The organism is Ornithinimicrobium kibberense (assembly GCF_006519705.1).
In the GTDB taxonomy this organism is placed as follows: Bacteria; Actinomycetota; Actinomycetes; order Actinomycetales; family Dermatophilaceae; genus Ornithinicoccus; species Ornithinicoccus kibberensis.
Map to the genome: position 1 here is coordinate 39,405 of NZ_VFXM01000018.1, position 18,616 is coordinate 58,020.

The following is an 18,616-nucleotide window of genomic DNA, read 5'->3' on the forward strand; positions in this document are numbered from 1 at the left end:
TCTCCCCCGCCGTCGCCGACGACCGGGGGAGGACACCCCGGCAGCCGTTAGGCTGGACGGGTGCCCCAGACCCCCATGACGATCGCCGTCGACGGACCCAGCGGGTCCGGCAAGTCCTCGGTGTCCCGCGCCGTGGCCCGGGAGCTCGGGCTGGGCTACCTGGACACCGGCGCCATGTACCGGGCCCTGGCCTGGTGGTGCCTGGACCAGGGGGTGGACCTGTCCGACGAGGCCGCGGTGGCCCAGGCGGCGGCCGACCTGCCCTTGACCATCTCCACCGACCCGGACGCCCCGCACGTGCGCGTGGGGGACGTCGACGTCACCGACGCGATCCGCGAGGACCGCATCACCGGGCAGGTCTCCGCGGTGGCCACCAACCTCGACGTGCGGGCCGAGCTGCGCCGCCGGCAGCGGCTGATCATCGAGGAGCAGCGCGGCACGACGGGCGGCGTGGTCGCCGAGGGCCGCGACCTCACCACGGTGGTGGCCCCGGACGCCGAGCTGCGCGTGCTCCTGACCGCCTCCGAGGAGGCCCGCCTGGCCCGGCGCGCCACCGAGCGCCACGGCGCCGCCGACGCCGTCACCCTGGCCGCCACCCGTGACCTGGTGCTCCGGCGCGACCGGGAGGACTCCACGGTGTCCACCTTCCTGGAGGCCACCGACGGCGTCGTGACCGTCGACACCTCGGCCCTGACCTTCGAGGAGGTCGTGGCCGCCCTGCTGGCGCTGGCGCGTGGCGAGGTCCGCCCGGACGCCGCGGCCGGCACACCCCATACCCCCTGAACCCCCGAGGAGAGACCGACATGAGCCTTCCCCCCGACCCCAGCGAGAAGCTGTCCGCCTACGCCCACCCCGAGCGGCTCGTGACGACCGCCTGGCTCGCCGAGCACCTCGGTGACGACGGGCTGGTCGTCCTCGAGTCCGACGAGGACGTGCTGCTCTACGACACCGGCCACGTGCCCGGCGCCCTGAAGCTCGACTGGCACACCGACCTCAACGACCCGCTGACCCGCGACTACGTCGACGGCGAGCGCTTCGCCCAGGTCATGGGCGAGCGGGGCATCGACCGCGGGACCACCGTGGTGATCTACGGCGACAAGTCCAACTGGTGGGCCGCCTACGCCCTGTGGGTGATGACCCTCTTCGGCCACGAGGACGTGCGTCTGCTCGACGGCGGGCGGGCGGCCTGGATCGCCGAGGGGCGTGAGCTGACCACCGAGGTGCCCCAGGTGGAGCCGGTCGACTACCCGGTCGTGGAGCGCGACGACTCCCAGGTGCGGGCCTTCCGGGAGGACGTGCTCGCCCACCTGGGCGGCCCGCTCGTCGACGTGCGCAGCCCGGGGGAGTACTCCGGCGAGCTGCTGCACATGCCCGACTACCCGCAGGAGGGGGCCATGCGCGGCGGGCACATCCCCGGCGCCCGGTCGGTCCCCTGGGCCAGGGCCGCGAACGAGGACGGCACCTTCAAGGCCCGCGAGGAGCTGGAGGCGATCTACCTCGCCGAGCAGGGCCTGGACCCCGCCGAGGAGACCGTCGCCTACTGCCGGATCGGCGAGCGCTCGAGCCACACCTGGTTCGTGCTGACCCACCTGCTGGGCTTCGAGAAGGTCCGCAACTACGACGGCAGCTGGACCGAGTGGGGCAACGCCGTGGGCGTGCCGGTGGAGCGCTGAGATGGGCACCGCCGACGACGTGCGCGCCGACCTCCCGGCCGCGATGACCGACCTGGCCGAGGACTTCCACGCCGTGACCGAGCGGGAGCGCCTCCAGCTGCTCCTCGAGCTGAGCCACGAGCTGCCCGACCTGCCCGAGCGGTACGCCGGCCGGCTGGACCAGATGGAGCGCGTCGACGAGTGCCAGTCGCCGCTCTTCCTCGCGGTCGAGGTCGCCGACGACGAGGCCCGCACCGTGTCGCTGTTCTTCGACGCGCCCGCCGAGGCGCCGACCACCCGCGGGTTCGCGGGGATCCTGCACGAGGGGCTGGACGGTCTGCCCGCCGCGGAGGTGCTGGCGGTGCCCGACGACGCGCCCTACCGCTTCGGTCTGGCCGAGGCCGTCTCCCCGCTGCGCATGCGCGGCATGGTGGGGATGCTCGGCCGCATCAAGCGCCAGGTCCGCCTGCGCAGCGAGGCCCTGTCCGCCGGCGGCGGGGCATGAGCGTCCCCGGGCCGGCCGGGCACGGGGCCGGGGAGGACGAGGTCGAGGTCGAGTGGACCGGGGGGCGTGACCCCGGGGCCGCCGAGGTGGCCGACGACCTGGAGGACGACGGCTCCGACCGGATGGCCGAGGCCCTGCGCGCCGGCCTGGAGGACTTCGAGCTCTCCGAGGAGGACCTCTCGCTCGTGGACTCGGAGGGCCCCTCCGAGGAGGACGACGAGGAGGCCGTGCGCCCCGTCGTGGCGGTCGTCGGTCGGCCCAACGTCGGCAAGTCGAGCCTGGTCAACCGGATCCTGGGCCGGCGCGAGGCGGTCGTCGAGGACGTCCCTGGCGTGACCCGGGACCGGGTCGCCTACGACGCCGAGTGGTCCGGCCGCCGGTTCACCGTCGTCGACACCGGCGGCTGGGAGGTCGACGCGAGCGGGATCCACCTGCGGGTGGCCGAGCAGGCCGAGGTCGCCGTAGAGCTGGCCGACGCTGTGCTGTTCGTCGTGGACGCCACCGTGGGAGCCACCGACACCGACGAGCAGGTCGTCCGGCTGCTGCGGCGGTCGGGCAAGCCGGTGGTCCTCGTCGCCAACAAGGTGGACGACCAGCGGCAGGAGGCGGACGCCGCCGCCCTGTGGTCCCTGGGCCTGGGGCAGCCGTGGCCGGTCTCGGCCCTGCACGGGCGAGGCTCGGGCGACGTGCTCGACGCGTTGCTCGACGTCCTGCCGGAGAAGACGTCCGTCGCCGGTGCCTACGCCCGGGGCGGTCCCCGACGGGTGGCCCTCCTGGGCCGGCCCAACGTGGGCAAGTCCTCGTTGCTCAACCGGCTCGCCGGCAGCGAGCGGGTCGTCGTCGACGCCGTCGCCGGCACCACCCGGGACCCCGTCGACGAGCTCGTCGAGCTCGGAGGCAAGGTCTGGCGGTTCGTGGACACTGCCGGCATCCGCCGGCGGGTGCACCAGACCCGCGGCGCCGACTTCTACGCCTCCCTGCGCACCCAGACGGCGCTGGAGAAGGCCGAGGTGGCCGTGGTGCTCATCGACGTCTCCGAGCCCATCGCCGAGCAGGACATCCGCGTGGTCCAGCAGGTGGTGGACTCCGGCCGGGCCCTGGTCATCGGCTACAACAAGTGGGACCTGCTCGACGAGGAACGCCGCCACTACCTGGAACGGGAGATCGAGCGCGAGCTGGTGCAGATCCAGTGGGCGCCCCGGGTCAACCTGTCCGCCTCGACCGGACGCAACGTCGCCCGGCTCGTGCCGGCGCTGGAGACGGCGCTGGCCTCCTGGGACCGCCGGGTGCCCACCGGGCGTCTCAACGCCTTCCTCGGGGAGGTCGTCGCGGCCCACCCGCACCCCGTGCGCGGGGGCAAGCAGCCCCGCATCCTGTTCGCCACCCAGGCCGGCACCCGGCCGCCCACCTTCGTGGTGTTCGCCTCGGGGTTCATCGAGCACGGCTACCGCCGGTTCCTGGAACGCCGGATCCGCGAGGAGTTCGGCTTCGAGGGCACCCCGATCGAGATCTCGGTGCGGGTCCGGGAACGGCGCGGCCGGCGTTGACCCCGGCCGGCGGGAGGCACCGGCCGGGCGCCGACACGGATTCGTGGGCGGGGCCGGCCATGGGCTAAGGTGATCCTCGCCCGCACGGGCCTCGGGCTGTGGCGCAGCTTGGTAGCGCACTTGACTGGGGGTCAAGGGGTCGCAGGTTCAAATCCTGTCAGCCCGACCGAGAGGTAGTACGCCCGAGGGGCGGTCCCGCACGACGGGACCGCCCCTCCGGCGTCGGGCATGCGGTCCCCGCGGCGGTGCGCCGGGGCCGGCGGCCGGCCCGCCCTAGACTGCACCCATGAGGGAAGGAACGGGGGAGGCCCCATGAGGGAAGGAACGGGGGAGGGCCGGCACGACCAGCGGGTCCTGCCGGTGACCGACCGGCTCCTCACCGTGCCCAACGTGCTGAGCATCGTGCGGCTGCTGGGTCTGCCGGTGTTCATCTGGCTGCTGGTCTCCGGCCACCTCGTCTGGGCGGCCGCGGTCCTGGTGGCGTCCGGGTTCACCGACTACCTCGACGGCAAGATCGCCCGTCGCTACGGGCTGGTGAGCCGACTGGGGCAGCTGCTCGACCCCATCGCCGACCGGCTCTACATCGCGGTCACCCTGCTCAGCCTCGCCGGGACGGGGGTCATCGGCTGGTGGCTGGTCGCCGTGCTGGTGGCCCGGGACGCCTTCATCCTGGCCATGTACCCCCTCGTGCGCCGCCACCACCTGCCCATCCCCTCGGTCGACTTCGTGGGCAAGGCGGCCACCTTCAACCTGCTGGGGGCCTTCCCCCTCCTGCTCCTCGGCCACGTCCCCGGGTGGTGGACGGTGCCGGCGCTGGCCACCGGCTGGGCGTTGGCCTGGTGGGGCGTTGGCCTGTACTGGGTGACCGGGCTGGTCTACGCCGCCCAGGTCCGCGGCATGATGGCCCAGCGCCGGGTGCTGGAGGCGGCCGGATGAGGATCCCGCGCCGGGGCACGGCCCGGCCCGACCCCAATCCCGCCGCGTCGATGGCGCTCCTGGACGAGGTGCTGGACCCTCCGCTCGGGCCGGGCTACCACTCCGCCGCGGAGCGTCGGACGGAGGCCGGGCTACCGCCGTCGTCGGGGTACTCCACCTGGCTGCTCTTCGCGACCGCCCTGGTGCTGGGGCTGCTCGTCACCGTCTCGGCGGGGACCCTGCGCACGCCGGACCCCGCCGCGGCCGAGACCCGGGCGTCCCTCATCGCACGGATCGAGACGCTGCAGGAGGCCGGCGACGACCAGCGTGCCCGGATCGAGGCGCTGCGCACCGACATCCTCGAGCTGGAGCAGCAGCGGGCGAGCGTGGACGAGGGGCCCGACGCGGGGGCCGAGGTGGCCGCGGCGGGCACCGCCGTGGGTGCCACGGCCGTGCGCGGGCCGGGTGTCGTGGTGCTGCTCGAGGACGCGACCACCCGGGTGGACGCGGCCCCCGGCGACGAGGGGCCGCCCGAGAGGGTCAACGCCCGGGACATCCAGCTCGTCGTCAACGGCCTGTGGGCCGCGGGGGCCGAGGCGGTCTCGGTCAACGGCCACCGGCTGACCTCCATGTCCGCGATCCGGCACGCGGGGGAGGCCGTGGTCGTGGACTTCCGGAGCCTGGCACCCCCCTACGAGGTGCGGGCCATCGGCGACCCCGAGACGTTGCTGAGCGAGGCCACCACCGGGGTGACCGGCGCCTACCTCGGCCAGCTGCGCGCCCAGCTGGGGATCCGCTCCGACGTCGCCGCGGAGGCCGAGGTCGTGGTCGACCCGGCCGCGCGGCTGACCACCCGGGTGGGGCAGGTCCCCGCCCTGCCGCCCACCGCCGAGGAGGACGCATGATCCCGCTCATCGGACTGGTCCTGGGCGTGCTGCTCGGGCTGGTCGTCAGCCCGGAGGTCCCCGTCTGGCTCCAGCCCTACCTGCCCATCGCCGTGATCGCCGCCCTCGACGCCGTGTTCGGTGCCACCCGGGCGGCGCTCGAGGGCATCTTCAACGACCGCGTCTTCGTCATCTCGATCCTGTCGAACGTCGTCGTCGCCGGCCTCATCGTCTTCCTGGGCAACCAGCTCGGTGTCGGGGCCCAGCTCTCCACCGGCGTCGTCGTGGTGCTGGGGCTGCGCATCTTCTCCAACGTCGCCGCCATCCGGCGCCATCTCCTGGGTGCCTGATGCCCGCGACACCGCGTCCTCGGGGGGCGCTGGAGCGGATCCGGCGGAGAGCCGGCCACGACCCCACGCCCGAGCAGGCCCGTCGCCGGCTCCGGGCGATCACCTCCCTGCGGCTCGCCCCCGGCCAGGTCGTCGCGGCCGTGATCACCGCCCTGCTGGGCGTGGCCCTGGTCGCCCAGGTGCGCGCCCAGGACGAGGCCGGGCTGAGCCAGCTGCGCGAGAGCGAGCTCGTCGCCCTGCTCGACGACGTCTCGGGCCGGGTGGACGACCTGCAGCAGGAGGTCCTGGAGCTGGAGGCCGACCGTCGCCGGCTGGAGGGTCAGCAGGGCGACGTGGCCGCCGCGGAGGCTGCCCGTGAGCGGCTGCAGTCCTACGCGATCCTGGCCGGGACGGCGCCCGTGACGGGCCCCGGCATCTCGGTCATCGTCGACGACCCCGACGGAGGGATGACCCAGACGATGCTCCTGGACGCCATCCAGGAGCTGCGCGACGCCGGGGCCGAGGCGATCCAGGTCGGGTCGGTCCGGGTCGTGGCCTCCAGCCACGTCGGCGTGGCCGAGGGTGCCGGAGGCGGATCGGTGACGCTGGACGGCGCGGTGCTCGTCCCCCCGTTCCGCATCGTGGCCGTCGGGGAGCCCGACACGCTCGCCGGGGGGCTGGCCATCCCCGGCGGCTTCCTCGACAGCCTGCGGGGGGCGGGCGCCACCGTCCAGGTCGTGGAGGGGGACGAGGTGCTCGTCGACGCGGTCCGGCCCACCCCGGACCTCCGGTGGGCCGAGCCGGTGCCCGCGACCCCCTCCTCGTAGGGTAGAAAAGGGACACACACCACCGACGGGCGCAGCGGCGCACCCGCCCAGACCGAGGAGAGCGATGACCACCTTGCAGTATCCGGACGACCTTCGGTACACCACCGACCACGAGTGGGTCCGTGACATGGGCGAGGGCGTGGTCCGCATCGGCATCACCGCCTACGCGCAGGACGCGCTGGGGGACGTCGTCTACGTCTCCCTGCCCACGGTGGGCGACACCGTCGCCGTGGGCGACGCCGTGGGGGAGGTGGAGTCCACCAAGTCGGTCAGCGACATCTACGCCCCCGTCGCCGGCGAGGTCACCGGCGTCAACGACGGCCTCGACGGGACCCCGGAGCTGCTCAACACCGACACGTACGGCGACGGCTGGATGTACGAGGTCCGGGTCGACGACCCGGCCGTCCTGGAGAGCCTCCTGGACGCGTCCGCCTACCAGGCCACGCTCGACTGAGACCGCCCGGGCGTCCTGGACGCTCTGCACTAGAGTGGGTGACCGGTGGCCGACCACGTCGGGCACCGGTCCCTCTCGTCCCCGGACCACCGCGCACCACCAGGAAGGTCACATCCCGTGAGCGACCGCGACCGTGAGCACCACGACTTCGGCACCGACCCCGCCACGGCGCGTCTCCCCGGGGGAGCGGAGCTGCCGTCGGCGGACTACACCTTCGACGACGAGGCCCCCCGGCTCTCCCCGGACGACCAGCGCACCGTCGACGCCCTCCGTCCCGGGACGGCCTTGCTGATCGTGCTGCGCGGACCGAACGCGGGCGCCCGGTTCCTCCTGGACGCGGACGAGGTCAGCTCCGGGCGGCATCCCAGCAGCGACATCTTCCTCGACGACGTCACGGTGTCCCGGCGGCACGCCGTCTTTGCCCGTGAGGGCGACGGGTACCTCGTGCGGGACGTGGGATCCCTCAACGGCACCTACGTCAACCGGGAGCGCATCGACGAGTCCGTGCTGCACCAGGGGGACGAGGTGCAGATCGGCAAGTTCCGGCTGGTCTACTACCGCAGCCGCTCGTGACCTCGGCGGCACGGGCCGAAGCGGCCCCCGAGGGGGTGTCCATCGGTGCGGTCCTGCGGGAGCTGCAGGGCGACTTCCCCGACCTGACGATCTCCAAGATCCGCTACCTGGAGACCGAGGGCCTCATCTCCCCGGAGCGCAGGGCGTCCGGCTACCGGCTCTTCACCCCTGCGGACGTCGCCCGCCTGCGGTTCGTCCTGACCGCCCAGCGGGACCGCTTCTGGCCGCTGAAGGTCATCAAGGACGCCCTGGACCGGCTGGACCGGGGTCTGGACGTGCCCGGGCTGACCGACGGCGCCACGCCCCGCCCCGGGGAGGACGCCCCGGGCGTCCCCGTCGGGCACGCCGACGCGGCGCCGCACGCACCCGCCGCCACCGGCGACGAGCGGCCCGTCCCGCCCGTCGCCGACCTGAGCGCCGCCGCCCTGCGCCGGCGGCGTGCGGTACGGCTGACCCCGCTCGAGCTGCGTGAGCGGACCGGGCTCGACCGCGGCGCCTACGGCCACCTGGTCGCCTTCGGGCTGCTGCGCACCGACGCGTCAGGTCGGCACCACGCCGACGACCTGGACGTGGCGACCGCGGCGTCGGCCCTGGCGCGCTACGGGCTCGAGGCCCGCCACCTGCGTGCCTTCCGGGTCGGCGCCGACCGGGAGATCGGGCTGGCCCAGCAGATCCTCGAACCGCTCCGGCGGCGCCGCGCGAGGGGCGCGGAAGGGCCCGACCCCGCCCAGGCGGAGGCCGAGCTGCTCTCCACGATGCTGGCGCTGCACGTCGCCCTCGTGCGCTCGGGGCTCGCCCGCGGGCACTGACGGGCCGCACGGGTCCCCCCGGCGGAGTACCGTGGGTGGGGTGAAGGAGCTCGACGTCCTCGGAGTACGGGTGGAGATGCCCACCAACAGCCCCATCGTGCTGCTGCGTGAGCGCGACGGCCAGCGGTACGTCCCGATCTGGATCGGTGCCCCCGAGGCCACCGCGATCGCCTACGCCCAGCAGGGGGTCGAGCCGCCCCGACCGCTCACCCACGACCTCATGGTCGACGTGGTGGAGGCGCTCGGCCGACGTCTGGAGCAGGTCCACGTCACCACGGTGGAGAACGGCACCTTCTACGCCGAGCTGCACTTCGACGGGGGCACCGTGGTCTCGGCCCGGCCCTCGGACGCGATCGCGCTGGCCCTGCGGACGGCCACCTCCATCCTGGCCCCGGAGGAGCTGCTCGACGAGGTGGGCATCACCATGGCGGTCGAGGAGGAGGACGAGGTGGAGCGTTTCCGCGAGTTCCTCGACAACGTCTCGGCCGAGGACTTCGAGGAGTGAGCGCCCCACGGCCCTTCGGGGCGGTCCTCGGCGCGTCGGTCGTTGACCGGGCACCCCGGGACACCTACGGTCGGGGTGTGCACACGGTGCACACGAGTCACACCACTCACACATCCGAGGAGGACCGGTGAGCGCTGGCGCAGACCCCGGCACCGAGGCCGGGTCCGGCCGGGACGGACGCCCGTCCCAGGGCGTGCTCTTCACCGGCGACGTCCCCGCCCTGGACGAGACCATCGGCTTCCGCGGCCCGACGGCCTGCGGCGCCGCCGGGGTGACCTACCGCCAGCTGGACTACTGGGCACGGACGGGGCTGCTGGAGCCGTCGGTGCGCAACCCCAGCGGCTCGGGCACGCAGCGGCTCTACAGCTTCCGGGACATCCTCGTCCTGAAGATCATCAAGCGGCTCCTCGACACCGGGGTCTCGCTGCAGCAGATCCGGGTCGCGGTCAACGCCCTGCGCGAGCGGGGGGTCGAGGACCTGGCCCGGATCACCCTCATGAGCGACGGTGCCAGCGTCTACGAGTGCACCAGCGACGACGAGGTCATCGACCTCGTCCGCGGCGGCCAGGGTGTCTTCGGCATCGCCGTGGGCAGCGTCTGGCGCGAGGTCGAGGGGCAGCTGGCCCAGCTGCCCGGCGAACGCGCCGACGACCCGGTGGCCCACCACCCGGGCGACGAGCTCTCCGCCCGCCGCCGGGCCCGCCGCACCTCCTGACCGCGCCGCCCCCTCCGGCGCCGCACGCGCCGAGGTGGCCGCCGGGCTGCTAGATTGACGGTGCCGTCGACGCCGCGCGGGAGAGTCCCCACGCCGGTCGTGGGGCGCCGAAGGGGCAATCTCCCCGACAAGCTCTCAGGCGCCAGGACCGCGCGGACCAGGCAACTCTGGAACGTCCGCGACGCCGCGGGCGGACAGAGGGGGAGGGCCACTGCCCCCCTGCCCCGAGGAGCACGACGATGAGCACCCAGACCACCCCCACGCCGGCGGGCCGGACCGCCACGGTCACCACCGACGACGCCCGCCCGCTGGGACCGGACACGCTGTCCGACTTCGTGTCCCGGCACGTCGGTCCCCGGCCCGAGGAGATCGAGCACATGCTGGAGGTCCTCGGGCACGACAGCCTCGAGGCGCTCGTCGACGCGGCCGTCCCCCCCGCGATCCGGTCCGCCGACCCCCTGTCCATCCAGGCGGCGCCCAGCGAGCAGGCCGTCATCGCCGAGCTGCGCGAGCTGGCCTCGCGCAACCGGGTGCTCACCTCGATGATCGGGCTGGGCTACTACGGCACCCAGACCCCGCCGGTCGTCAAGCGCAACATCCTGGAGAACCCGGCCTGGTACACCGCCTACACCCCCTACCAGCCCGAGATCTCCCAGGGCCGGCTCGAGGCCCTGCTCAACTTCCAGACCATGGTCAGCGACCTCACCGGCCTGCCCGTCGCCGGGGCCTCCCTCCTGGACGAGGGCACCGCGGCCGCGGAGGCGGTCGCGCTCATGCGGCGCAACAGCAAGGTGGCCCAGGACGCGGTCCTGCTCGTCGACGAGCACCTGCTCCCGCAGACGCTGGGCGTGCTGACCACCCGCGCCACCCCGCTGGGCATCGAGGTGGTCCCCGCCGACCTGGAGCAGGTCACCGACGCGACCGCCCTGCGTGCGGCCGCGGGGGACCGCGACGTCTTCGGCGTCGTCGTCCAGTACCCCGGAGCCGACGGCCAGGTGCGCGACTGGCGCGCGGTGGCCGAGGCGGCGCACGAGGTCGGGGCGCTGGTCACCGTGGCGGCCGACCTGCTCGCCCTCACCCTGATGACGCCCCCCGGCGAGTGGGGCGCCGACGTCGCCGTCGGCACCACGCAGCGCTTCGGGGTGCCGATGGGCTTCGGCGGCCCGCACGCGGGCTACCTGAGCATCCGGTCCGGCCTGGAGCGGTCCCTGCCCGGTCGCCTCGTGGGGGTGAGCCGGGACGCCGACGGCGACGCGGCATACCGCCTCGCCCTGCAAACCCGGGAGCAGCACATCCGCCGGGAGAAGGCCACCTCCAACATCACCACCGCCCAGGTGCTCCTGGCCGTCATGGCCGGGATGTATGCCGTGTGGCACGGTCCGGAGGGACTGCGCCGCATCGCGCTGGAGACGCACGCCAAGGCCCGCGCGCTGGCCGGTGCGCTCACCGCCGGCGGGCTGACGCTGAAGGTCGACCGCTACTTCGACACCCTGACCGTCGCCGTCCCCGGCCGGGCCGAGGAGGTCCTGGCCGCGGCCCTGGAGCAGGGGATCAACCTGTGGAAGGTGGACGAGGACACGATCCTGCTGTCCACCGACGAGATGACCACGCTGGCCGACCTGCAGGCCGTCGCCGGCGCCTTCGGCGTCGAGGCCCCCTCGGCGGTCGACGCGGTCGCGGCCCCCGACTGGGACGCCCTCGTGCGCACCGAGGAGCAGGCCTACCTGACCCACCCGGTGTTCAACACCTACCGCAGCGAGACCGCGATGCTGCGCTACATCCGCAGCCTGGCCGACAAGGACTTCGCGCTCGACCGCGGGATGATCCCGCTGGGCTCGTGCACGATGAAGCTCAACGCCACCACCGAGATGGAGCCCATCACCTGGCCGGAGTTCGGTGCGCTGCACCCCTTCGCCCCGGCCGACCAGGCCGAGGGCACCCACGAGCTCGTCCGCCAGCTCTCCGCGTGGCTGTGCGAGATCACCGGCTACGACGAGGTCTCCCTCCAGCCCAACGCCGGCTCGCAGGGCGAGTTCGCGGGGCTCCTGGCCATCCGCAAGTACCACGAGGCGCAGGGCGACCACCAGCGCACCGTCTGCCTCATCCCCTCCAGCGCGCACGGGACCAACGCCGCGAGCGCCGTCATGGCCGGCCTGACGGTGGTCGTGGTCAAGAGCACGTCCGAGGGCGAGGTCGACCTGGAGGACCTGCGGAGCAAGGTGGACAAGCACCGCGACGAGCTCGCCGCGATCATGATCACCTACCCCTCGACGCACGGCGTCTACGAGGACACCATCACCGAGCTGTGCCAGCTGGTGCACGACGCCGGCGGACAGGTCTACCTCGACGGCGCCAACCTCAACGCGCTGATGGGGATCGCCAGGCCGGGCGAGTTCGGCAGCGACGTCTCCCACCTGAACCTGCACAAGACCTTCACCATCCCCCACGGGGGCGGCGGACCCGGGGTGGGCCCGATCGGGGTGCGCTCCCACCTGGCCCCCTACCTGCCCAACCACCCGGTCGTCGACGGCGCAGGGCCCGGGACGGGCGTGGGGCCCATCTCCGCCGCACCCTACGGCTCGGCCAGCATCCTGCCGATCTCCTGGGCCTACATCCGGCTGGTCGGCGGAGCCGGGCTGACCCGGTCCTCGCAGGTCGCGGTGCTCAACGCCAACTACGTCGCCGCCCGGCTGCACGAGCACTTCCCGGTGCTCTACACCGGCGCCGCCGGACTCGTCGCGCACGAGTGCATCCTCGACCTGCGCGGCCTGACCAAGGAGACGGGCGTCACCGTCGACGACGTCGCCAAGCGCCTCATCGACTACGGCTTCCACGCCCCCACGATGTCGTTCCCCGTCTCGGGGACCCTCATGGTCGAGCCGACCGAGTCCGAGGCCCAGGACGAGCTGGACCGCTTCGTCGAGGCGATGATCGCCATCCGCCGGGAGATGGACGACGCGGCCCGGGACGGCGTCGAGGACAGCGTCCTGCGCAACGCCCCGCACACAGCGCTGTCCCTGGCCGGGGAGTGGCCCCACGCCTACGACCGGATGAGCGCCGCCTACCCGCCGGGGGTGGACCCCGGCCGCAAGTACTGGCCCCCGGTGCGACGCATCGACGGCGTCTACGGCGACCGCAACCTGGTCGCCTCCCGCCTCCTGCCCGCGCACCCCGAGGACTGAGCACCGGCCCGTCCGTCCGCCGCAGGTCAGGCGGACGGACGGGCGGGTGCGCCCACCCTCGCCAACGGGCCCTCGGTGTGCTTGGATCGACGCATGGGCCAGGAAGTGAGCCAGGCGGACTTCACCCGTGAGCAGCGCCTGCGGTTCCGCGAGAAGGTGCGGACCGACCTCGTCGTCTTCGAGCGGATGCTCGAGGGCAGCCGGTTCGACTTCACCCGCCCGCTCATGGGCCTGGAGATCGAGCTCAACCTCCTGGACGGGCAGACGCTGGCCCCGGCGATGATCAACCGGGAGGTCCTGGCCGACCTGGGCGAGGAGGACTTCCAGACCGAGGTCGCCCGCTACAACATCGAGATGAACGTGCCGCCCCGGCCCATGGCCGGCGACCAGGCCGTCCGCCTGGACCGCTTCCTCACCCAGGCGCTGCGACGCGCCGGGGACGCCGCCCGCGCTCACGGCGCCCGCGTCGCCGAGGTCGGCATCCTGCCCACGCTGACCGCCGAGCTGTTCGACGAGCCGTGGATCTCCGAGGGGGTGCGCTACCAGGGCCTCAACGACTCGCTGCTGCGGGAGCGCGGCGAGGGCATGGAGCTGGAGATCGAGGGCCCGACGGGGGAGCGGGTCTCCAGCTACCACGACACGATCGGGCCGCTGTCGGGGTGCACGTCGGTCCAGCTGCACCAGCAGGTCACCCCGCAGGACTTCCCGGTCTACTGGAACGCGGCGTCGGTGATCTCCAGCCTGCAGGTCGCCATGGGGGCCAACTCGCCCTACCTCTTCGGTCGCCGGCTGTGGGCCGAGACCCGCATCCCGCTGTTCACCCAGATGGTCGACACCCGGTCGGTGGAGCTGAAGTACCAGGGGGTGCGCCCCCGGGCCTACTTCGGCAACAACTGGATCACCTCCATCTTCGACCTCTTCGAGGAGAACGTCCGCTCCTTCCCCGCCCTGCTGCCCGAGACCTCCGAGGAGGACAGCATGGCCGTCCTCGAGGCCGGCGGGGTGCCCGAGCTGAAGGACCTCAAGCTGCACAACGGGACGGTCTGGCGCTGGAACCGCCCGATCTACGACACCAGCCAGGGCGTGCCCCACCTGCGGGTGGAGAACCGGGTGCTACCGGCCGGCCCGTCCGTCGTGGACACGGTGGCCAACGCGTGCTTCTACTACGGCCTGCTGGAGGCCGCCACGACGAGCGGCCGCCCCATCTGGACGAAGATGGCCTTCCGGACCGCCGAGCAGAACTTCGTGGACGCGGCCAAGCACGGCATCGACTCGGTGCACAGCTGGCCCGGGCTGGGCACCCTGCCGGTCACCGAGCTGGTGGCCGACCACCTGCTCAGCGTCGCCGACGACGGCCTGGCGGCGCTGGGGCTGCGGCGCGAGGTGCGCAGCCACTACCTGTCCGTCATCGAGGGACGGTGCCGGACCCGGACCAACGGCGCCAGCTGGCAGATCGCCGTCACCGAGGCCTACGAGACGGCCGGCCGCTCCCGCGAGGAGGCGCTGCGGGAGATGTTCGCCCACTACCTGGACAACTCCGAGGAGAACGCACCCGTGCACACCTGGCCCGTTCCCCAGCCCGCGGCCACCTCCGGCACGGAGGAGGACCGTGGCTGACGACACCGTGCGCTCGGTCGCCCTCACCCGGACCGGGCCGGCGACCTTCGAGGCGACCAATGCCCGGGGCGGCACCCTCCCCGTGACCTCCGGGGGCAGCGGCAGCAGCGACTTCACCCCGGTCGAGCTGCTGCTCGTGGGGGTGGCCGGCTGCTCCGGCATCGACATCGACCTGCTGACCTCCCGGCTGGCCGAGCCGGAGGACTTCCGCATCTCGGCGTCCGCCGAGAAGGTCCGCGACGGCGAGGGCAACCACCTCGGCCCGGTCACCGTGACCGTGGAGGTGACCTTCCCGCAGGGGGAGCGCGGCGACGCCGCCCGCGAACGGCTCCCCGACGCGGTCGCCAAGTCGCGGGACCGTCTGTGCACGGTCTCCCGCACCGTCCAGCTGCCCACCCCGGTCGACTTCGAGATCACCTCCGGCTGACCGGCCCCCCCGGGCGCGGGCTACTCCTTGGACGACTCCTGCGTCGGCGAGGCCACCGGGGCGCTGCCGCCGGACGGGCCGGCGTCGTCGGGGTGCAACGGCGCGGTGTGCAGGTGACCCGCCTCCCGCAGCTGCTCCTGGACCACGTGCGCCCCCTTGATCCCCATGAGGGCCCGCGGGTGGATCGGTTGCCCGGCCCGCAGCACCGAGATCCGCCCGTTGGGCTCCAGCACCGCCAGCGCCACCTGCGAGGGGTGGCTGATCCCGGCCTGCCGCATCGAGCTCCACAGCACCGGCATCGTCAGCCCGTAGTGGGTCAGGCTGTCGGTCCGCACCCGTCCGTCGACGGCCAGCACCACCGCACGGCCGCGCTGTCCGCCAGGGAGCTGGGGCAGGGGCGGCAGCGGCAGGCGCCGCAGCCCCCGGAACACCAGCTCCAGGCCGGCCAGGGTCCCCAGCGCGACCAGGCCGCCGGCCAGCGTCGGCACGTGGCCCATGGTCGCCCGCCCCACGATCGCGCCCAGCACGGTCACGACAGCCAGGTCCAGGGACCGGGGGCTGGACCACAGCCGCTGGCCCCACAGTCGCAGGACCGCGCCGAAGACGAAGTACACCGTCACCGTGCTGATGAGGACGGCCAGCGCGCCGGCGGGCGTGATGCCCAGGTAGTACCAGAGGTCCGTGCTCATGGCAGCCCATGGTGGCACCTCGGCGACCCGCAGCGGGGGCGCAGCGCGGGGGCGACGGACAAACGGGTGGCGGGCGTGCGGACGGGCGGCGCACACTGGTCCCCATGCACGACACCCAGCACCCCGACGTCCGGGCCGGCGCCGCCCCCACAGGCCCGTCCACGGCATACCGGTGGGGGTCCCTCGGCCCGGACGACGTCGAGGCGTGGTCCCGCCTGGTCAACCACGTCGCCGAGGTCGACGGCACCGAGGAGTTCTACCAGCCGGAGGACCTCGCCGAGGAGCTCACCGGGCACGGGGTCGACCCGGCCCGCGACACCTGGGCCGTGTGGGCGGGGGAGGAGCTGGTCGCCTGGACGGCCGTCGGCTGCCCGACGACCCCCGACCACGAGGGTCACGGACGGGCCCACCTCGAGGGGGGAGTGCGCCTCGACCACCGGGGGCGGGGCCTGGGACGGGCGCTCATGGACGCCGCGGAGCCCCGAGCCGCCCAGCTGGTGTCCGAGCGGCACCCGGGCCGTCCCGGCCACCTGTCCGTCGGCGCCGGCCTCGTCGGGTCCTCCGCCCAGGCGATGCTGCGCAGCCGGGGGTATGCCGACGTGCGCTGGTTCGACATGCTCGCCCGTCCGCTGGACGGCGTGCCCGAGATCCCGCAGGTGCCGGCGGGGGTCCGCCTGACCGCTCCCGGGCCCGAGCACGAGGACGCGGTCCGCGAGGCCCACAACCTGGCCTTCCGGGACCACTGGGGCTCCGGACCGGTGGCTCCCGAGCCCTGGCACGAGCGCTGGGTCGCCCGCTCGGCCCGCCCGTCCCTGTCGACCCTGGCCGTGGACGAGGAGGGCCGGGTGCTCAGCTACGTCCTCGTCGGCGAGTGGGTCGAGCGGCACGCCTACGTCAACCTCGTCGGGACCGTGCCGGCCTGGCGGGGCCGGGGCCTGGCGGCGACCTGCCTGGTCCGCACCATCCGGCAGTCCGTTGACGCGGGCAGCTACGACGTGATCGAGCTGGACGTCGACTCCGACAGCCCCACCGGGGCGACGCGGCTCTACGAGCGGCTGGGCTTCCGTCGCACGCTGCAGACGGTGGCGATGCGCCGTGCGCTGCCGCTGTGAGGGGCCAGTAGGCTCGACCGGGTGAGCAGCCCATCCTCCGCCGCCGGTCCCGCCGGTCTGCACAGCACGCTCGTCGGCGAGCAGGGGCCCGTGGTGGCCTTCTGCCACGGCCTGTTCGGCCGCGGCCGCAACTTCGGGGCGATCGCCCGGGCCCTGGAGCCGGACTACCGCAGCCTGCTGGTCGACATGCCCGACCACGGCCGCTCCCGGTGGACCGACGCCTTCGACTACGGCGGCGCGGCCGAGCTCGTGGCCGAGCACCTGCGGGGCACGGTCGCCGGGGACGGTCCCGTGCACGTGGTCGGGCACAGCATGGGCGGCAAGATCGCGATGACCATGGCGCTGGCCCACCCCGACCTGGTCGACCACCTCGTCGTCGTGGACGTCAGCCCGGTCGGGTCGGGGGCCGTGGGCGAGTTCGAGCACCTGCTGGACTCCCTGGCCCGGATCGACCTGGACACCGTCGAGAGCCTGGGCGACGCCGACGAGCAGCTGGCCCAGGACGTCCCGCAGAAGACCCTGCGAGGCTTCCTCCTGCAGAACCTGCGCCAGGACCCCGCCGGCGGACGCCTCGCGTGGCAGCCCAACCTGACCATGCTGCGTCGGGACCTGGCCACGATCACCTCCGACATCCCCCACGGCGGCCGGACCTTCGACGGCCCCGTCCTGTGGGTGGGCGGCTCGGACTCGGACTACATCCAGGACGAGAACGTGCCCGGGATGCGCGAGCTGTTCCCCCAGACCCGCCGGGTCACCGTCAAGGACGCCACCCACTGGGTGCACTCGCAGAAGCCGGAGGTCTTCACCGCGGCCGTGCGACGCTTCCTCGCCAGCTGACCTGCAGCGGCCCGGGAGCTGTCCTACAGTGGGCGGCATGGCCCGCTTCGTGGACATCCACCCGGTGGATCCCCAGCCGCGGCTGGTGGCACAGGTGGCGGACATCCTCCGGGACGGCGGGCTGGCGGCGCTGCCGACGGACGCCTGCTACACCCTGGCGGCGCGGCTGGGCGACCCGGAGGCCCGGCGCCGCATCATCGAGATCCGGCACCTGGACGAGCGGCACCACTTCACCCTGCTGTGCGCCGACTTCGCCCAGCTGGGGCACGTCGTCCACCTCGACAACGCGGTGTTCCGGGCCGTGAAGGCGGCCACGCCGGGCTGCTACACCTTCATCCTGCCGGCCACGCCCGAGGTCCCCCGCCGGCTGCTCCACCCGAAGAAGCGCACGGTGGGGGTACGCATGCCCGACCACCGCATCTGCCAGGCTCTGCTGGCGCAGATGGGGGAGCCCCTGCTCACGAGCACGCTGCTGCTGCCGGGGGAGGAGGAGCCGATGACCTTCGGCTGGGAGGTCAAGGAACGGCTGGACCACGCGCTCGACGTCGTCGTCGACGGGGACGTCACCGGCTGCGAGCCGACGACGGTGGTGGACCTGTCCCAGGGCTACGCCGAGATCGTGCGGGAGGGAGCCGGGGACCCGGCACCGTTCCGGTGAGCAGGGCACCGGCCGGGGCTCAGGCCAGGCTGAGGAAGAGCTTCTCCATCTTCTTGACGTCCACGTCGCCGTCCTCGCTGGCCATGCACTGGCGCAGCCCCTCGGCGATGATCGCGTACCCCGCCCGGTCGATCGCCTTGCCCACGGCGGCGAGCTGGGTGACGACGTCGTCGCAGTCCCGGCCCTCCTCGAGCATGCGGATGACCGCCGCCAGCTGCCCGTGGGCACGGCGCAGTCGGGTGGTGGCGGGCTTGACGGACTCGGGCGACAGTTCCACGCACCCCAGACTACCTACCCGGGCGATCGTGTTCTCCATACCCCCTAGGGTATCCTGTTCCATCACGGAACGCCAAGTGTCCACCCACCACCCCCCAGGAGG

General features: G+C 73.5%; 21 protein-coding genes, 1 tRNA gene and 1 riboswitch. Of the genes, 20 read left to right on the forward strand and 2 right to left on the reverse strand.

The window, feature by feature from the left end; all coding sequences use genetic code 11:
* Nucleotides 1-60 precede the first annotated feature (60 nt).
* The 17 genes from cmk to FJR00_RS14375 all read left to right on the forward strand — a co-directional run bounded on the left by cmk (nt 61) and on the right by FJR00_RS14375 (nt 14,941).
* Nucleotides 61-783, forward strand: coding sequence for a (d)CMP kinase (gene cmk / locus FJR00_RS14295; RefSeq protein ID WP_238330509.1), 723 nt, complete (start codon nt 61-63; stop codon nt 781-783).
* Nucleotides 784-803: 20 nt separating this feature from the next.
* Nucleotides 804-1,673: a sulfurtransferase gene (locus FJR00_RS14300; RefSeq protein WP_141339310.1), complete on the forward strand. Its 870-nt coding sequence runs from the start codon at nt 804-806 to the stop codon at nt 1,671-1,673.
* Between the two features lies 1 nt (nt 1,674).
* Nucleotides 1,675-2,157 (forward strand): SufE family protein, encoded by a 483-nt coding sequence (locus FJR00_RS14305; protein ID WP_141339311.1) that lies wholly within the window; start codon nt 1,675-1,677, stop codon nt 2,155-2,157.
* Complete coding sequence (gene der / locus FJR00_RS14310; RefSeq protein ID WP_141339312.1) at nt 2,154-3,704, forward strand: ribosome biogenesis GTPase Der; 1,551 nt, start codon at nt 2,154-2,156, stop codon at nt 3,702-3,704. Before FJR00_RS14305 ends, der begins: the two co-directional genes overlap by 4 nt.
* Nucleotides 3,705-3,796: 92 nt before the next feature.
* Nucleotides 3,797-3,870 (forward strand) — tRNA-Pro (locus FJR00_RS14315).
* A 146-nt stretch (nt 3,871-4,016) separates the two neighbouring features.
* Nucleotides 4,017-4,640, forward strand: coding sequence for a CDP-alcohol phosphatidyltransferase family protein (locus FJR00_RS14320; RefSeq protein WP_075957576.1), 624 nt, complete (start codon nt 4,017-4,019; stop codon nt 4,638-4,640).
* Nucleotides 4,637-5,524 carry a DUF881 domain-containing protein gene (locus FJR00_RS14325; RefSeq protein WP_141339313.1) on the forward strand — a complete coding sequence of 296 codons (888 nt, stop codon included), beginning with the start codon at nt 4,637-4,639 and terminating at the stop codon, nt 5,522-5,524. Before FJR00_RS14320 ends, FJR00_RS14325 begins: the two co-directional genes overlap by 4 nt.
* Nucleotides 5,521-5,853, forward strand: coding sequence for a small basic family protein (locus tag FJR00_RS14330; RefSeq protein ID WP_075957574.1), 333 nt, complete (start codon nt 5,521-5,523; stop codon nt 5,851-5,853). The genes FJR00_RS14325 and FJR00_RS14330 overlap by 4 nt, the downstream gene beginning before the upstream one ends.
* Entirely contained in the window at nt 5,853-6,659 is an 807-nt protein-coding gene (locus FJR00_RS14335) for a DUF881 domain-containing protein (protein WP_141339314.1), read from the forward strand. The genes FJR00_RS14330 and FJR00_RS14335 overlap by 1 nt, the downstream gene beginning before the upstream one ends.
* A 64-nt stretch (nt 6,660-6,723) precedes the next feature.
* On the forward strand, nt 6,724-7,113 hold the full coding sequence (gene gcvH / locus FJR00_RS14340) for a glycine cleavage system protein GcvH (protein ID WP_141339315.1): 390 nt from the start codon (nt 6,724-6,726) through the stop codon (nt 7,111-7,113).
* A gap of 117 nt (nt 7,114-7,230) precedes the next feature.
* The gene (locus tag FJR00_RS14345; RefSeq protein WP_075957572.1) at nt 7,231-7,686 is read left to right on the forward strand and encodes an FHA domain-containing protein; all 456 of its coding nucleotides are present in this window, start codon (nt 7,231-7,233) and stop codon (nt 7,684-7,686) included.
* Complete coding sequence (gene ftsR, locus FJR00_RS14350) at nt 7,683-8,495, forward strand: transcriptional regulator FtsR (RefSeq protein ID WP_141339316.1); 813 nt, start codon at nt 7,683-7,685, stop codon at nt 8,493-8,495. Before FJR00_RS14345 ends, ftsR begins: the two co-directional genes overlap by 4 nt.
* A gap of 40 nt (nt 8,496-8,535) precedes the next feature.
* Nucleotides 8,536-9,000 carry a bifunctional nuclease family protein gene (locus FJR00_RS14355; RefSeq protein WP_075957571.1) on the forward strand — a complete coding sequence of 155 codons (465 nt, stop codon included), beginning with the start codon at nt 8,536-8,538 and terminating at the stop codon, nt 8,998-9,000.
* 127 nt (nt 9,001-9,127) lie between these two features.
* Complete coding sequence (locus tag FJR00_RS14360) at nt 9,128-9,715, forward strand: MerR family transcriptional regulator (RefSeq protein ID WP_075957570.1); 588 nt, start codon at nt 9,128-9,130, stop codon at nt 9,713-9,715.
* A gap of 67 nt (nt 9,716-9,782) precedes the next feature.
* Nucleotides 9,783-9,876, forward strand: a riboswitch (glycine riboswitch).
* A gap of 78 nt (nt 9,877-9,954) precedes the next feature.
* Nucleotides 9,955-12,897, forward strand: coding sequence for an aminomethyl-transferring glycine dehydrogenase (gene gcvP, locus FJR00_RS14365; RefSeq protein WP_141339317.1), 2,943 nt, complete (start codon nt 9,955-9,957; stop codon nt 12,895-12,897).
* 93 nt (nt 12,898-12,990) lie between these two features.
* Nucleotides 12,991-14,514, forward strand: a complete 1,524-nt coding sequence (locus FJR00_RS14370; RefSeq protein WP_141339318.1) for a glutamate-cysteine ligase family protein — start codon at nt 12,991-12,993, stop codon at nt 14,512-14,514.
* Nucleotides 14,507-14,941 (forward strand): OsmC family protein, encoded by a 435-nt coding sequence (locus FJR00_RS14375; RefSeq protein ID WP_075957568.1) that lies wholly within the window; start codon nt 14,507-14,509, stop codon nt 14,939-14,941. The genes FJR00_RS14370 and FJR00_RS14375 overlap by 8 nt, the downstream gene beginning before the upstream one ends.
* 20 nt (nt 14,942-14,961) lie before the next feature.
* Here FJR00_RS14375 and FJR00_RS14380 read toward each other — a convergent pair whose 3' ends face one another.
* Nucleotides 14,962-15,630 (reverse strand): DUF421 domain-containing protein, encoded by a 669-nt coding sequence (locus FJR00_RS14380; RefSeq protein ID WP_181409649.1) that lies wholly within the window; start codon nt 15,628-15,630, stop codon nt 14,962-14,964.
* 104 nt (nt 15,631-15,734) lie between these two features.
* Here FJR00_RS14380 and FJR00_RS14385 point away from each other — a divergent pair, with 104 nt between their 5' ends.
* The 3 genes from FJR00_RS14385 to FJR00_RS14395 are packed head-to-tail and all read left to right on the forward strand — an operon-like array spanning nt 15,735 to nt 18,237.
* A complete protein-coding gene (locus tag FJR00_RS14385) occupies nt 15,735-16,742 on the forward strand; it encodes a GNAT family N-acetyltransferase (protein ID WP_141339320.1) in 1,008 nt (335 codons plus the stop codon).
* 21 nt (nt 16,743-16,763) lie between these two features.
* Nucleotides 16,764-17,579: an alpha/beta fold hydrolase gene (locus FJR00_RS14390; protein ID WP_141339321.1), complete on the forward strand. Its 816-nt coding sequence runs from the start codon at nt 16,764-16,766 to the stop codon at nt 17,577-17,579.
* 37 nt (nt 17,580-17,616) lie between these two features.
* Entirely contained in the window at nt 17,617-18,237 is a 621-nt protein-coding gene (locus FJR00_RS14395; RefSeq protein WP_075957661.1) for an L-threonylcarbamoyladenylate synthase, read from the forward strand.
* A 19-nt stretch (nt 18,238-18,256) separates the two neighbouring features.
* Here FJR00_RS14395 and FJR00_RS14400 read toward each other — a convergent pair whose 3' ends face one another.
* Nucleotides 18,257-18,514 (reverse strand): metal-sensitive transcriptional regulator, encoded by a 258-nt coding sequence (locus FJR00_RS14400; protein ID WP_075957564.1) that lies wholly within the window; start codon nt 18,512-18,514, stop codon nt 18,257-18,259.
* Nucleotides 18,515-18,616 lie beyond the last annotated feature (102 nt).